At 66.6% G+C, this 13549-nt stretch carries 15 protein-coding genes and 2 tRNA genes; 12 read left to right on the top strand and 5 right to left on the bottom strand.

Annotated features, from left to right (window positions below):
* Window positions 1-65 precede the first annotated feature (65 nt).
* From lspA to ACQ4WQ_RS01535, 4 genes are read left to right on the top strand one after another with little or no spacing between them, the layout of a single operon-like run.
* Window positions 66-575 carry a signal peptidase II gene (lspA, locus tag ACQ4WQ_RS01550; protein WP_152250316.1) on the top strand — a complete coding sequence of 170 codons (510 nt, stop codon included), beginning with the start codon at window positions 66-68 and terminating at the stop codon, window positions 573-575.
* Between the two features lie 17 nt (window positions 576-592).
* Window positions 593-1813, top strand: coding sequence for a bifunctional phosphopantothenoylcysteine decarboxylase/phosphopantothenate--cysteine ligase CoaBC (gene coaBC, locus ACQ4WQ_RS01545; protein WP_436494222.1), 1221 nt, complete (start codon window positions 593-595; stop codon window positions 1811-1813).
* Window positions 1814-1838: 25 nt separating this feature from the next.
* Window positions 1839-2288 carry a dUTP diphosphatase gene (dut, locus tag ACQ4WQ_RS01540; protein WP_326456424.1) on the top strand — a complete coding sequence of 150 codons (450 nt, stop codon included), beginning with the start codon at window positions 1839-1841 and terminating at the stop codon, window positions 2286-2288.
* Window positions 2289-2348: 60 nt separating this feature from the next.
* Window positions 2349-3404 (top strand): M48 family metalloprotease, encoded by a 1056-nt coding sequence (locus ACQ4WQ_RS01535; RefSeq protein ID WP_436494219.1) that lies wholly within the window; start codon window positions 2349-2351, stop codon window positions 3402-3404.
* 153 nt (window positions 3405-3557) lie between these two features.
* On the opposite strand, the gene ACQ4WQ_RS01530 is transcribed toward ACQ4WQ_RS01535, so the two are convergent.
* Window positions 3558-3698, bottom strand: a complete 141-nt coding sequence (locus ACQ4WQ_RS01530) for a hypothetical protein (RefSeq protein WP_175444556.1) — start codon at window positions 3696-3698, stop codon at window positions 3558-3560.
* Between the two features lie 98 nt (window positions 3699-3796).
* Between ACQ4WQ_RS01530 and ACQ4WQ_RS01525 the strand changes: the two genes are divergently transcribed.
* From ACQ4WQ_RS01525 to ACQ4WQ_RS01505, 5 genes are all read left to right on the top strand, one after another.
* Complete coding sequence (locus ACQ4WQ_RS01525; protein ID WP_436494217.1) at window positions 3797-4804, top strand: XdhC family protein; 1008 nt, start codon at window positions 3797-3799, stop codon at window positions 4802-4804.
* A gap of 66 nt (window positions 4805-4870) precedes the next feature.
* Window positions 4871-5782, top strand: coding sequence for a DNA-3-methyladenine glycosylase family protein (locus ACQ4WQ_RS01520; protein ID WP_436494215.1), 912 nt, complete (start codon window positions 4871-4873; stop codon window positions 5780-5782).
* 58 nt (window positions 5783-5840) lie between these two features.
* The gene (locus ACQ4WQ_RS01515; protein ID WP_409028005.1) at window positions 5841-6206 is read left to right on the top strand and encodes a COG4315 family predicted lipoprotein; all 366 of its coding nucleotides are present in this window, start codon (window positions 5841-5843) and stop codon (window positions 6204-6206) included.
* Window positions 6207-6227: 21 nt separating this feature from the next.
* Window positions 6228-6749, top strand: a complete 522-nt coding sequence (locus ACQ4WQ_RS01510; protein WP_436494213.1) for an RNA polymerase sigma factor — start codon at window positions 6228-6230, stop codon at window positions 6747-6749.
* Window positions 6746-7531: an anti-sigma factor family protein gene (locus ACQ4WQ_RS01505; protein ID WP_326456418.1), complete on the top strand. Its 786-nt coding sequence runs from the start codon at window positions 6746-6748 to the stop codon at window positions 7529-7531. Before ACQ4WQ_RS01510 ends, ACQ4WQ_RS01505 begins: the two co-directional genes overlap by 4 nt.
* Window positions 7532-7572: 41 nt before the next feature.
* Here ACQ4WQ_RS01505 and mug read toward each other — a convergent pair whose 3' ends face one another.
* Entirely contained in the window at window positions 7573-8094 is a 522-nt protein-coding gene (gene mug, locus ACQ4WQ_RS01500) for a G/U mismatch-specific DNA glycosylase (RefSeq protein ID WP_436494210.1), read from the bottom strand.
* 152 nt (window positions 8095-8246) lie between these two features.
* Between mug and ACQ4WQ_RS01495 the strand changes: the two genes are divergently transcribed.
* Complete coding sequence (locus tag ACQ4WQ_RS01495; RefSeq protein ID WP_326456416.1) at window positions 8247-8723, top strand: (2Fe-2S)-binding protein; 477 nt, start codon at window positions 8247-8249, stop codon at window positions 8721-8723.
* Window positions 8720-11026, top strand: a complete 2307-nt coding sequence (locus ACQ4WQ_RS01490; RefSeq protein ID WP_436494208.1) for a xanthine dehydrogenase family protein molybdopterin-binding subunit — start codon at window positions 8720-8722, stop codon at window positions 11024-11026. The genes ACQ4WQ_RS01495 and ACQ4WQ_RS01490 overlap by 4 nt, the downstream gene beginning before the upstream one ends.
* Here ACQ4WQ_RS01490 and ACQ4WQ_RS01485 read toward each other — a convergent pair.
* On the bottom strand, window positions 11023-12207 hold the full coding sequence (locus ACQ4WQ_RS01485; RefSeq protein ID WP_436494206.1) for an MFS transporter: 1185 nt from the start codon (window positions 12205-12207) through the stop codon (window positions 11023-11025). The two genes, ACQ4WQ_RS01490 and ACQ4WQ_RS01485, sit on opposite strands and share 4 nt — an antisense overlap.
* Before the next feature lie 110 nt (window positions 12208-12317).
* Here ACQ4WQ_RS01485 and ACQ4WQ_RS01480 point away from each other — a divergent pair, with 110 nt between their 5' ends.
* Entirely contained in the window at window positions 12318-13118 is an 801-nt protein-coding gene (locus tag ACQ4WQ_RS01480) for a helix-turn-helix transcriptional regulator (protein ID WP_436494204.1), read from the top strand.
* Window positions 13119-13165: 47 nt separating this feature from the next.
* Here the strand turns inward: ACQ4WQ_RS01480 and ACQ4WQ_RS01475 are convergent.
* Window positions 13166-13242 (bottom strand) — tRNA-Met (locus tag ACQ4WQ_RS01475).
* A 142-nt stretch (window positions 13243-13384) separates the two neighbouring features.
* Window positions 13385-13461, bottom strand: a tRNA-Met gene (locus ACQ4WQ_RS01470).
* Between the last annotated feature and the right edge of the window lie 88 nt (window positions 13462-13549).

The raw sequence follows: 13549 nt of genomic DNA, 5'->3' as shown, positions 1-13549 counted from the left end.
GTTGTATGCTATGAATCCAACCGCCGCCTGCTGCCAGGCGGCGGCTTTATCTTCCCTGGAAAAATATGGCCACTAAAAACCGTTTTTCATCGAAATCGTCCTCCTCAGCGTCGCTCGTGCCCTGGCTGGGCATCGCCGCCATCGTCATCCTGTTCGACCAGATCACCAAGATCACGATCCTGAAGACCTTCCGCTACGCGCAAGAGATGGTCATCACCTCGTATTTCAACCTGGTGCTCGCGTATAACAAGGGCGCCGCGTTCAGCTTCCTGTCCGACCAGGGCGGCTGGCAGCGCTATTTCTTCACCGGCATCGCCCTGGCGGCCGCCATCTACATCATTTATCTGCTGAAAAAGCACGCCGGCCAGCGCATGTTCTGCTGGGCCCTGGCGCTGATTCTCGGCGGCGCGCTGGGCAATGCCATCGACCGCCTGATCTACGGCCACGTGGTCGATTTCCTCGACTTCCACTGGAAAAGCTGGGGCCATTTCCCCGCCTTCAATATCGCCGACAGCGCCATCTGCATCGGCGCGGCCCTGTTCATCATCGATGAACTGCGCCGGGTAAACAAATAAACACGCAGGAGAACGGCATGGAATTGTCCGGCAAAAAAATCGTCCTGGGACTTTCGGGCGGCGTCGCCTGCTACAAGGCGGCGGAACTGTGCCGCGCGCTGACGAAGGCGGGCGCCTCGGTGCAGGTGGTCATGACGGATGCGGCCAGCCACTTCATCACGGCCGTGACCATGCAGGCGCTGTCCGGCCACCCCGTGCACACGAGCCAGTGGGATGCCCGCATCGACAACAACATGGCGCATATCGACTTGACGCGCCACGCTGACGCCATCCTGATCGCGCCGTGCTCGGCCGATTTTCTGCGCAAGCTCGCCCATGGCGTGTGCGACGACCTGCTGTCGACCCTGTGCCTGGCCCGCCCCTCCCACCTGCCCTTGCTGGTGGCGCCGGCCATGAACGTGGAAATGTGGCAGAACCCCGCCACGCAGCGCAATGTGCAGCAGCTGCGCGACGACGGCATCAAGCTGTTCGGCCCGGCCGCCGGCGAACAGGCCTGCGGCGAGGTGGGCCTGGGCCGCATGCTGGAACCGGAACAGCTCTTGACGGAACTGATCGCCGCCTTCCAGCCGAAAGTCCTGGCGGGCAAGCGCGTGCTGGTCACCGCCGGTCCCACGTTTGAAGCCATCGACCCCGTGCGCGGCATCACCAATCTGTCCTCGGGCAAGATGGGCTATGCGGTGGCGCGCGCGGCGCGCGAAGCGGGCGCCGAGGTGCTGCTCATTTCCGGCCCGACGGCCCTGGACGCGCCGTTCGGCGTGCGCCGCATCGACGTGCAAAGCGCGCAGCAGATGCATGATGCGGTACTGGCCCATGTCGACGGCCAGCACGTCTTCGTCGCCGTGGCCGCCGTGGCCGACTGGCGCGTGGCCAACGCCAGCGACCAGAAGATGAAAAAGCAGGCCGACGGCTCCGTGCCCGAACTGCAGTTCGTGCAAAATCCCGACATCCTCGCCACCGTGGCGGCGCGCACCAACCTGGCTGGCTATCCGTACTGCGTGGGCTTTGCCGCCGAATCGGAAAACCTCGTGGAATTCGGCTCGGTCAAGCGCGAGAAAAAAGGCATTCCCCTCCTGGTCGGCAATATCGGCCAGAACACGTTTGGCCAGGACGACAACACCATCATCCTGTTCGACGAGGAAGGCCATACCGTGCTGCCGCGCGCCCCGAAATTGAACCTGGCGCGTCAGCTGATTTCCGAAATCTCGAAGCGGATCGCCAGGAATTCGCTGCTCAAATAATCACTTTTTAAACGACTTGGCTTCAATGAAAAATATCGACATCAAGATCCTCGACGCCCGCATGCAAGAACTGCTGCCGGCCTACGCCACGCCGGGCAGCGCGGGACTCGACCTGCGCGCCTGCATAGCCGAGCCCATCACCATCGAAGCCGGCCAGACCGTGCTCATTCCCACGGGCCTGGCCATCCACATCGGCGACCCGTCGTATGCGGCCATGATTTTGCCGCGCAGCGGCATGGGCCACAAAAACGGCATCGTATTGGGGAATCTGGTAGGCTTGATCGACTCCGATTACCAGGGCCAGCTGATGGTATCGACCTGGAACCGGGGCCAGAGCGCATTCACGCTCAATCCCATGGAACGCCTGGCGCAGCTGATTGTCGTGCCGGTGCTGCAAGTGGGCTTTAACGTCGTCGAGGAATTCGGCGACAGCGAACGCGGTGTTGGCGGTTTCGGCAGCACCGGCAAACATTAAGGATTGACACTTATGCCAGGTTTCCGCCATCTGATCCCAGCCCCAACCTCGCTGCGCCGATTGGCCACTCCCCTCCTGTTGGCCGGCGCGGCCATTCTGGCCGGCTGCACCACGCCGGCGCCGAATGTCAGCGGCCCGTTCAACGTCGTGCCGGCGCCCGATGCGCCCGCGCCGACGGCGCAGCAAAAGGCGGCGCAGGAAGAGCTGGTGAAGATGGTGGCACTGCAGGACCGCCTGTCGAAAGTCTCGGCGCCCCTGCTGATCAACAATGCGGACCTGTGCAAGACGTATGCGCGCAATCTGCTGGGCTTCACGGCGCAGAACAAGTATTCCTACCCCGGTATCTATGCCGACGCGGCGCAGGCAGCGCTCGGCTACGGCGAACAGATGCAGGTGTCCGGCGTCTTGCCGGGCAGCGGCGCCGCGCGCGCCGGCTTGCGCAAGGGCGACGGCTTGCTGGCCGCCGAAGGCAAGCCGCTGCCTGCAGGCCCGAAAGCGGAAGGCCCGTTCGGTGCCATCGTCGGCCCGCTGGCCTCGAAAAGCGCCAGCCTGAACATGACCATCGCCCGCGACGGCCAGCAGCAGGACCTCAAAATTCCCGTCACGCGCGCCTGCGCCTTCCGCGTCGCCCTGGGCAATGCGGACAATATCAACGCGTATTCGGACGGCGCACGCATCATGCTCACGCGCGGCATGGTCAATGCGGCGCAAAACGATGAAGGCATCGCCTTCGTCATCGCCCGCGAAATGGCGCACAACATCCTCGACCACGCGCGCAGCCAGCGCACGGCGGGTACGGCCGGCAGCATCATCGACAGCCTGGGCGCCGTGCAGCCCGACGTGTCGATGCTGACGGGCGCCGCCGGCATCAAGGCCATGCCGCAGGAACTCGACGTGCAAGCCGACACCCTGGCCATCTACCTGCTGGCGCGCGCCGGCTACAACGTCGACAACGCGGCCCGCTTCTGGCAGCGCCTGGCCACGCAAGTACCGGCCACGGTCGCCAACGGCTACACGGCCCTGCACCCGGGCACCAACTCTCGCATGGCGGCCGTCAACCGCGCGGTCATCGACGTGCGCGCCAAGCAGGCAGCGAAGAAGCCAATCAAGCCTTAGAACGCCTACCATAACCTACTGCGCGTCGCGCTTTGCGGTCTGCGATGCTCACTGTGCTCAAGCACAGTTGCGCTTCTCGGCCACAAATCGCTGCCGCTCGCTACGGGCTACGGTTCTGTCAGACGTTCTTCATCCTGATCAAACAGGGTTTGGTCAGGCGCCGGGGAAGTTCGGGAAGTAGGTGCCCATGATCCAGGTCAGGGCGCCGCAAAATACCACCGCCAGGAACAGGGCGATGAGCAGTTTGCCAAACTTGGGGATGCCGTCATCTTGCGTCTTTTGGTCGTTCGACATGAAAACTCTCCGCAGGCTGTTGGAGAGCGTAGTATAGCCATAATATTGAAAAATATTCCATACTTTGCCGCCTGCCTGCGGCTTTCCTCCCTTGCCCCATGGACAGCATCGACCTTGAAGTTCTGAAAACCAGCGCCGCCTGGCTCGCCGCCGGCCACCGCTGCGAACTCGTCACCGTCATCAAGACCTGGGGCTCCAGCCCCCGCCCCGTGGGCGCCACCCTGGCCATCTGCGACGATGGCACGGTGGTCGGTTCCGTCTCCGGCGGCTGCATCGAGGATGACTTGATCGACACCGTGCGCGTGCACGGTATCGTGCGCACCTTGCCGGAAATCGTCAGCTACGGCATCAGCGCCGACGAGGCGCACCGCTTCGGCCTGCCCTGCGGCGGCACCATCGAACTGGCCATCGAGCCGCTGCATGCGGACAGCCGCGTGGCCGAACTGCTGGCGCGCCTGGAAGCGCATGAACTGGTCGAGCGCCGCCTCGACCTGCGCACTGGCGCCGTCACCTTGCAAACCGCCGTGCCGGGCGCCGTGCTGGCCCTGGAAGACGCGGTGCTCACCACGCAGCACGGCCCGCGCTGGCGATTGCTGATCATCGGCGCCAGCCAGCTGTCGCGCTTCGTGGCGCAGATCGCCACGGCCATGGATTACCACGTCATCGTCTGCGACCCGCGCGAGGAATACCGGGGCGGCTGGAACGTGCCCGGCGTGCCCCTGCTGCACGCCATGCCGGACGACCTGGTACTGGAATTAAAGCTCGACAGCCGCAGCGCCGTCGTCGCCCTCACGCACGACCCCAAGCTCGACGACCTGGCCCTGATGGAAGCATTGAAATCCCCTGCGTTTTACGTGGGCGCCATCGGCTCGCGCGTGAATAATGCCAAGCGCCGCGAGCGGCTGCTGCAGTTCGACGTCAGCGCGGAACAGCTGGCGCGCCTGCACGGCCCCATCGGCCTGTACATCGGCAGCAAGACGCCTGCCGAAATCGCCATTTCCATCCTGGCCGAGCTGACGGCCGTGAAAAATGGCGTGCCGGACGCGCTGCAGATCCAGCACGCGGCGGCCCTGAGCCCGCCCACCACCGATATCTGCGCCCGCTAAGGAGCGCAGCAAGAAACGCGGTGCGCCGGCGGCGCGCCCCTGCTACCTTCACTGAATTTGGCTACCATGACCCTGCTGCACTGGACCCTCCCCCTGCCCGCCGGCTACCGCCGCGACGACGTCATCGCCTTCCACAGCCGCGATACGGAAGCCGTCGCGGAACAAGTCACGCCGACGGGCCTGCGCAAGGGCATCCTGCTGCACGGCGTACCCGTCGTGCTGGATGTGGCCTTCACGGACGATACGGCCGTCTGCCGCGCCGAGATCGACGGCAGCGCCAGCGACGATCTGCAAACGGCGCTGCACGGCGCCCTGCTCAACATCCTCGGCCTGCGCATCGACCCGCAGCCCTTCGCCCGCCTGGCCGCCGCCGATCCGCTGCTGGCGCCCCTAATCCGCGTCAACCCGGGCTTGCGCATCGTGCAATCGGCCAGCCCCTTCGAGGCGCTGACCTGGGCCATCATCGGCCAGCAGATCAACCTGTCGTTCGCCATTTCCCTGCGCCGCACCTTCATTCTGCAGGCGGGGCGCCGGCATGACAGCGGTCTTTGGTGCTACCCGGAGGCGCGCGACGTGGCACGGCTGGACATCGAGGATTTAACCAGCCGCAAATTCTCGCGCGCCAAGGCGGAAACCGTGCTGCGCCTGGCGCGTCTCGTCGATGACGGGGAACTGTCGCTGGAGCTCCCCCCTTCCGGCGACGTGGCGGCCATTTCGCAGGCGCTGCTGGCCGTGAAGGGCATCGGCCCGTGGACCGTCAATTACGCGCTGCTGCGCGGCTACGGCTATGCCGACTGCTCGCTGCACGGCGACGTGGCCATCCGCGCCGCCCTGCAAAAGCTGCTCGGAGAGGAAACGAAACCGGACATGGCGCGCACGGAACAGTGGCTGCGCCAGTACGCGCCGCATCGCACCATGGCGGCCGCCCACCTGTGGGCCAGCCTGCATGCGAAAAATAATCCGTCAGCGGTGGAATAAACGGGCAGCGCCGCGCGTCTATCCCTTGCAAGCCCCCAAAAACCTCAAGGAGATCATCATGCGCTTTACCGCTATCGCCACCCTCGCCGCCCTGTTGTCCGCCCCCCTGGCGTTCGCCGCCGACGTCATGCCCGCCAACGGCATGCTGGTCAACGCCAGCGGCATGACCGTGTATGTGTTCGACAAGGATGTCGCCGACAGCGGCAAGAGCGCCTGCAGCGGCGGCTGCCTGGTCGCCTGGCCCGCCGTCATCGCCACCGACGCGGCGCCCGCCGCCCCGTATGGCAGCATCAAGCGCGAAGACAACGGCGCCATGCAGCTGACCTACAAGGGCAAACCCCTGTACCTGTACAAGGAAGACAAGAAGCCGGGCGATGTGGCCGGCGACAATTTCAAGAACGTGTGGCACGTCGTCAAGCCGTAAGCAGCCCTGCCCGCCGCCACGATGACCACGCAAGAGGATAGCCGCCAGCTGCAAGCGTGCCTGCCCGGCCTGCGCCGCTATGCGCGCGCGCTGGCCGGGGCCCTGCACGCGGACGACCTGGTGCAGGACACCGTGGAGCGGGCGTGGCGCAAGCTGGACCAGCGCGTCGGCGAGATGCGGCCCTGGCTGTTCTCCATCATGCATAACCTGCACGTGGACCAGCTGCGCCGTCCCGGCCTGGCGCTGCAGGAACTCGACGACGATACCGTGCTGCCCGCGCCGGAGCGCGCGCCGGGGCAAGCCATCGCCATCGGCGAGATGGATGCGGCGCTGGCCCGTTTGCCGCTGGGGCAGCGCGAAGTCATCCTGCTGGTCGCGCTCGAACAGATGCCGTACGAGCAGGTGGCGTCCACCCTCGACATCCCCGTCGGCACCGTCATGTCGCGCTTGTCGCGCGGGCGCGACAAGCTGCGCACCCTGCTCGATGGCCGCCCTGCCGGCAGCCAGGGCAGCGGCCCACCCACCCTGAAAGTCGTGAAATGACAACGCAAGCCATCAGCGAAGCGCAATTGCACGCCCTGGCCGACGGCGTCCTGCCCGAAGACCAGCGCGCGGCCGTCGATGCCCACCTGCGCGCGCATCCCGGGGACGCCGCCAGGGTCGATGCGTGGCGCGCGCAGAACCGCCAATTGCGCGCCCTGTTCGATCCCCTGCTGGACGAAGCCTTACCCTCGGCGCTGCTGCAGGCGGCGGCACCGCCGGCGGCGAACGGCGCCTGGCAGCGCCTCGCCATGCAGGCGGCAGCGGCTATCGTGCTGGTCATCGCGGGCGGCGCGGGCGGCTGGCTGCTGCGCGGCGGCGACAGCACGACCGCCAGCGCCAGCCCGGTCTCCCTGGCGCGCAGCGCCGCCATCGCCCATGCCGTCTACACGCCCGAGGTGCGCCACCCCGTCGAGGTGGGGGCGGAACAGGAGGCGCATCTGGTGCAATGGCTGTCGAAACGCCTGGGCAGCACCTTGCGGCCGCCCGCGCTGTCTCCGCTCGGCTATCACCTGATCGGCGGGCGCCTGCTGCCCGGCGATGGCGACGGCCCCGTGGCGCAATTCATGTATGAAGACGGCAAAGGCCTGCGCCTGACCCTGTACGTGGCCAAGGAGCGGGCCGGCAAGCAGGAAACGGCCTTCCGCTACACGCAGGAAAAGGACCTGAGCGTGTTTTACTGGATCGACGGCCAGCTCGGCTATGCCCTCTCGGCGAGCCTGCCCAAGCAGGAGCTGGGCAAGATCGCCGACGCCGTGTACGCGCAGCTGGAAGCACGCCACTGAGCCACGGATAAGCTGTCGCGGCGCCGGCGCGCGGCGCGAAGTCAGCCCAGCGCGCGCCTGAGTTCCGCGTAGGCGTCGACCAGCCGCTCCTTCGAATAGCCGCGATTGAGGCCACTGGGATTGGGCAGTATCCACACGCGCGCGCCGCCGAAGCGCTCCGGCTGTTCGCCCCACGCCAGCTGGCGTTTCCCCGTCATCGCCGCGTAGGCAGCCTTGCCCAGGAAGGCGATCCACTGCGGCTGCATCAATGCCAGTTTGTGCTGCAGGCCGGCCTCCGCTTGCGCGAATTCGTCCGTTCCCACCTGGTCCGCGCGGCTGGTCGGGCGCCCGACGGCCGCCGTCAAACCCAGCCCGAAACCGAGCACGCTGGCATCGTCCTGCGGCGCCACGAGGTGCGGCGTGAAGCCGGCCAGGTGCAGCACGGGCCAGAAACGGTTGCCGCGGCCGAGAAAATGGTGGCCGGCCGCCGCCGCGTCCACGCCGGGATTGAGGCCGCAAAAAACCACCTGCAAGCCGGGAGCGAGGATGTCGGGCAGGCCCGGCGCCACTGCGATGTATGTCATGAAAAACTCCGATATCAGTAGCCGCAGTATGCCACCGGACCCGCGCCCTGCAGCGCAAGGCGGCTGGTGCTACCATCCCATACTGATGCGCTCATCCATATGTCGGATGGCCGTCGCGCTTCCCCGCACCATCCCCATTCCGAGGACTACACATGACGACCCTGACCATCAATGGCAAGCAGCACGACCTTGCGCTGCCTGAAGACACGCCCCTGCTGTGGGCCCTGCGCGACGAACTGGGCATGACCGGCACCAAATTCGGCTGCGGCATGGCCCTGTGCGGCGCCTGCACCGTGCATATGGATGGCGAAGCGATCCGCTCCTGCGTGACGCCCGTGTCGGCCGCCGCCGGCAAGAAGATCACCACCATCGAAGCGGTGGGCGACGACCAGGTCGGCCTGGCCCTGCAGCAGGCATGGCAGCAACACGGCGTGCCCCAATGCGGCTATTGCCAGGCCGGGCAAATCATGTCGGCCACGGCCCTGCTGCACAAGACCCCAAGACCGAACGACCAGCAAATCCGCGAAGCGATGAGCGGCAACATCTGCCGCTGCGGCACCTACACGCGCATCCACGCGGCCATCAAGCAGGCCTCGGCCAGCATCCACGCGAAAGGAGCGGCCAAATGAGCATCCATGACACTGCCGCCGCACATTCGCCTGCGCGGCGCAACTGGCTCAAGGCCGCCGGTGCGCTGGCCGGCTTGACACTGGTGGCCGGCCCTTCCGGCCTCGTGATGGCGGCCGACGCCGTCAAATACGGCGGCGACAAGATGGCTGGCGGCGTGGTCGATGACACCCTCGTCTTCCTGTCGATCGCCGCCGACGGCATCGTCACCATTGTTGTACACCGCTCCGAAATGGGCCAGGGCATCCGCACCAGCCTGCCCATGGTGGCGGCCGACGAACTGGGCGCCGACTGGGCGCAGGTGCGCGTGCAACAGGCGCCCGCCGACGAGGCGCGCTACGGCAGCCAGGATACGGACGGCTCGCGCAGCATGCGCCACTCGTTCCGCGCCATGCGCCACGTGGGCGCCACGGCGCGCCTGATGCTGGAAACGGCCGCCGCCGTGCGCTGGGACGTGCCCGTCACCCAAGTCAAGGCCGTCAACCATGCGGTCGTGCATGCGGCCAGCGGACGCTCGCTGTCGTTCGGCGCGCTGGCCGAGGAAGCGGCCAAATTGCCCGTGCCGCCGCGCGCGCGCATCAGCCTGAAAACGGCGGACGAGCTGCGTTATATAGGCCAAAACAGCACGCGCGGCATCGACCTGCACGACATCGTCACGGGCAATACCCACTTCGGCATCGACACGCGCCTCGACGGCATGGCGTATGCCGTCATCGCCCGTCCGCCTGTCTTCGGCGGCAAGCTGAAAAGCGTGGACAAGACGGCGGCCCTGAAAGTGCCGGGCGTGCTGCGCATCGTCGAACTGGCGGGCAGCCCGCCGCCGGCCATGTTCAATCCGCTGGGCGGCGTGGCCGTCATCGCGAAAAATACCTGGGCCGCCATCAAGGGCCGCGAAGCGCTGGTGCTGGAATGGGACGATGGCCCGAACGGCGATTACGACTCGAAAGCCTTCCGCAAGACCCTGGAAGCGGCCGTGCGCCAGCCCGCCAGCCCGGCGCGCGACCAGGGCAAGACGGTGGCCACCCTGGCCGCCGCTCCCGCCGCGCGCAAGCTCAGTGCCGAATACTATCTGCCCCACCTGGCCCACGCCACGATGGAGCCGCCCGCCGCCACCGTGCGCATCGCCAATGGCAAGGCCGAAGTGTGGGCTTGCGTGCAGGCGCCGCAGGCGACGCGCAGCAACGTGGCCAAGGCCCTGGGCCTGGCGTACGACGACGTGACCGTGCACGTGACTTTGCTGGGCGGCGGCTTCGGGCGCAAGTCGAAACCCGATTTCGCCGTCGAGGCGGCGCTGCTGTCGAAAGCCATGGATGGCGCGCCCGTCAAGCTGACGTGGACGCGCGACGACGACCTGCAGCACGATTACCTGCACACGGTGTCCGTCGAACGGCTGGAAGCGTCGCTGGATGCGAAAGGCATGCCGACGGCCTGGCTGCACCGCACGGCCGCACCCACCATCACCTCGACCTTTGCCGCCGGCGCGAACAAGCAAGCGCCGTTCGAGCTGGGCATGTCGGCCATCAACGTGCCGTTCGCCATTGCGAACATCCGCGTCGAGGTGCCCGAAGTGCCGGCCCATACGCGCATCGGCTGGTTCCGCTCCGTGTCGAACATCCCGCACGCGTTTGCCATCCAGTCGTTCACGGCCGAACTGGCGCATGCGGCGAAGAAGGACCACCGCGACTACCTGCTGGCATTGCTGGGTCCCGCGCGCAAGATCAACCCGGGCGACCTGTCCGACGCCTGGAACTACGGCGAAGACCCGGCGAAGTATCCAGTCGACATCGGTCGCATGCGCCACGTGATCGAGCTGGCGACGGCCAAGGCGGGCTGGGGCCGCAAGCTGCCCAAGGGACGGGGGCTGGGCCTGGCCGTGTCCTACAGTTTCGTCACCTATGTGGCGGCCGTGATCGAAGTGGAAATCAATGCGGCTGGCGAAGTCATCGTGCCCAGGGTCGATATCGCCATGGATTGCGGCCCGCAGATCAATCCGGACCGCGTGCGCTCGCAGATCGAGGGCGCCTGCATCATGGGTCTGTCGCTGGCCATGAGCGGCGAGATCAGCTTCAAGAATGGCCGGGTCGAGCAAAGCAATTTCCACGACTATAGCGTGCTGCGCGCCGCCGACGCGCCACACGTGATCCACACGCACCTGGTGCCGGGCACGCTGGACATGGAGCTGGGCGGCGTGGGCGAACCGGCCACGCCACCCATCGCGCCGGCCCTGTGCAACGCCATCTTCGCCGCCACGGGCAAGCGCATCCGCGCCCTGCCCGTGGGCATGCAGCTGGCGAAAAAGGCTTAAGTCCGCCGCGCGGCCGGCAACTGCAGCAGCAGCGCCGCGGCGGCGACCAGGGCGGCGCCGGCCGCCAGCAGCCACATGGGCCAGTCCAGCAGGAGCAGTACCCCGCCTGCGGCGGCGCCGATGGCGCTGCCCAGGTACAGCGCCGATTCGTTGAGGGCGATGGCCAGGTTGCCGTCGCCCTGCCGCGCGCGCACGGCCAGCAGCCGCTGGTTCTGCGGCACTTGCAGGGCCCAGCCGGCCGCACCCCACAGCACGATGGGCGCCAGCATCAGCCAGGCCGACCAGCCGGCCGCCAGCGGCAGCGCGCACAAGGCCAGCGCCAGCAACAGCAGGATGAGCCAAGTCAGTTTCGGCGCCGCCACCTTGTCCGCCCATGGCCCGACCAATACGCTGCCCGCGATGCCGCCCACGCCCCACGCCCACAGGAAGGGCGTGGCGGATATCGCGGCGCCGTGCGCGGACCACGCCAGCAGCGGCGCAATAAACGTGTACATGCCCAGGCTGGCGATGGCCGCCAGCAGCGACACGAGCAAAATGGCCAGCACCTGACGATCGGCCAGCAAGGCCAGCTTGCGGCGCAGCGACATGGCCGGCGCCACCGGCAGCGCGGGCAGCTTCCACAGCAAGCCCGCCAGCGCCAGCGTACCGAGTATGGCGACCAGCCACAGGGCAGCCGTCCAGCCCAGCTGCTGCGCCAGCAGCAAGCTCAATGGCACGCCCAGCACCGTGCCGCCCGCCATGCCGCCCATGATCGCGCCGATGGCCTTGCCGCGCTGCCGCGGCGCCGACACGCCCGCCGCCGCCGCGATGCCCAGCGCCAGGTAGACACCGGCGCCGATGCCGGCAACGGCCCGCCAGGCCAGCAGACTGGAAAATCCTGCTGCCAGCGCGCTGGCCCCGTTCGCCAGCACGAACACGCCCAGTGCGCCCAGCAGGCCGGAACGCTGCGCGCGCGCCGGCAGCAAGGCCACGGCCAGTGGCGAGCCGAGGCCATAGGCCAGGGTGAACGCCGTTACCAGCTGCGCGGCCATCGCCACGGACACGGAAAAGGCGCCGGCGATCATCGGCATCAGGCCCGCCGTCACATACGACGCCATGCCCAGCGCGAACGCGCCCACGGCGATCAGCCAGACGGTGGCGGGCAACGCAGCGGCGGCACGGGAGGAAGAATAGTCAGACATGGGCATGCTTTCGGGAAGAAAGCAGGCATTCTGGAATACAATATAAACAATTACAATTTAACTGTTTATGCTATTACTGATAGCAACAGCCTCATAGGAAAGACCGTATCATGCGCACCTTGCAACGCACCCGCCACGAACTGGCCGCCTACCTGCAGGCGCGCCGCGCGCGGCTGTCGCCCGAGGACGTGGGTTTGTCCGGCGGCGGGCGGCGCAGGACGCCGGGCTTGCGCCGCGAAGAAGTGGCGGCGCTGGCCGGCGTGGGGCTGACCTGGTACACCTGGCTGGAGCAGGGGCGCGACATCGGCGTCTCGAGCGCCTTCCTCGACAAGCTGGCCGAAGTGCTGAAACTCGATGCGGCGGAACGCCGCCACCTGTTCCTGCTGGCGCATGCGCGCCCGCCCGCCGAGGAAGGCAAGACGTTTTGCGTGGTGCCGCCGCCCGTGCGCCGCCTGATGCACGAGCTGGCGCATCCGGCGTATGTGCTCAACCTGCGCTGGGACGTGCTGGCGTTCAATGCGGGCGCGGACGCCCTGTTCGGCTTCGGCGCGCATGTGCCCGCGCGCCGCAATCTATTGTGGCTGTTATTTACCAACCCGCTGCTGCGCTCCCGTTTCGCCGGCTGGGAAGAGCAGGCGCCGCAGATGCTGTCGAGCTTTCGCCGCGACTACGCGCGCGCCACGCAGGAAGCGGACATCCACGCGCTGGTGGAGGAGCTGGAAAAGGTCTCGCCCGAGTTCAAGCTATGGTGGCGCCGCCATGACGTGCATGCGCCGTGCTCCGGCGTGCGCCAGCTGGACGTCGGCGGCGAGAAGGTCGCGTATGAACACACTTCGCTGACCATCGATGCGGACCGCCACTTGCGGCTGGTCGTGTATGCGCGCCAGCGGGCAGACGACATCGCGCCGTAGAACGAAAAAACCGCTGGCCCTCTTGCGAGGAACCAGCGGCTTCGAATTGGTTGCGGGGACAGGATTTGAACCTGTGACCTTCGGGTTATGAGCCCGACGAGCTGCCAGACTGCTCCACCCCGCACTCGAATTATATACCAGATTGTTGCGCGGCGTAAAGGGCATGATTTGACAATGTCATGCCTGCCCCGGCTGCCGGAGTGTGCCGTTGGCCAGCAATGGAAAAAGCCGCTGATCTTTTGCAAGAATCAGCGGCTTTCCGGTATTGGTTGCGGGGACAGGATTTGAACCTGTGACCTTCGGGTTATGAGCCCGACGAGCTGCCAGACTGCTCCACCCCGCACTCGAATTATAAGGGCAAACGGGTGGCTTAGGCAATAGCTATCTCAACTTCAGCTGCAATAGAGCCATTTAATTAAAAAGCTCCTTAA

It is taken from the genome of Janthinobacterium goodfellowi (genome assembly GCF_051380695.1).
Taxonomy (GTDB): Bacteria; Pseudomonadota; Gammaproteobacteria; order Burkholderiales; family Burkholderiaceae_D; genus Janthinobacterium.
This window is presented reverse-complemented; position numbering and strand designations above follow the sequence as displayed.

Coding starts and splice junctions, on each gene's coding strand:
- lspA (WP_152250316.1), top strand. CDS start 66: ATGGCCACTAAAAACCGTTTTTCATCGAAATCGTCCTCCTCAGCGTCG.
- coaBC (WP_436494222.1), top strand. CDS start 593: ATGGAATTGTCCGGCAAAAAAATCGTCCTGGGACTTTCGGGCGGCGTC.
- dut (WP_326456424.1), top strand. CDS start 1,839: ATGAAAAATATCGACATCAAGATCCTCGACGCCCGCATGCAAGAACTG.
- ACQ4WQ_RS01530 (WP_175444556.1), bottom strand. CDS start 3,698: ATGTCGAACGACCAAAAGACGCAAGATGACGGCATCCCCAAGTTTGGC.
- ACQ4WQ_RS01525 (WP_436494217.1), top strand. CDS start 3,797: ATGGACAGCATCGACCTTGAAGTTCTGAAAACCAGCGCCGCCTGGCTC.
- ACQ4WQ_RS01520 (WP_436494215.1), top strand. CDS start 4,871: ATGACCCTGCTGCACTGGACCCTCCCCCTGCCCGCCGGCTACCGCCGC.
- ACQ4WQ_RS01515 (WP_409028005.1), top strand. CDS start 5,841: ATGCGCTTTACCGCTATCGCCACCCTCGCCGCCCTGTTGTCCGCCCCC.
- ACQ4WQ_RS01510 (WP_436494213.1), top strand. CDS start 6,228: ATGACCACGCAAGAGGATAGCCGCCAGCTGCAAGCGTGCCTGCCCGGC.
- ACQ4WQ_RS01505 (WP_326456418.1), top strand. CDS start 6,746: ATGACAACGCAAGCCATCAGCGAAGCGCAATTGCACGCCCTGGCCGAC.
- mug (WP_436494210.1), bottom strand. CDS start 8,094: ATGACATACATCGCAGTGGCGCCGGGCCTGCCCGACATCCTCGCTCCC.
- ACQ4WQ_RS01495 (WP_326456416.1), top strand. CDS start 8,247: ATGACGACCCTGACCATCAATGGCAAGCAGCACGACCTTGCGCTGCCT.
- ACQ4WQ_RS01490 (WP_436494208.1), top strand. CDS start 8,720: ATGAGCATCCATGACACTGCCGCCGCACATTCGCCTGCGCGGCGCAAC.
- ACQ4WQ_RS01485 (WP_436494206.1), bottom strand. CDS start 12,207: ATGTCTGACTATTCTTCCTCCCGTGCCGCCGCTGCGTTGCCCGCCACC.
- ACQ4WQ_RS01480 (WP_436494204.1), top strand. CDS start 12,318: ATGCGCACCTTGCAACGCACCCGCCACGAACTGGCCGCCTACCTGCAG.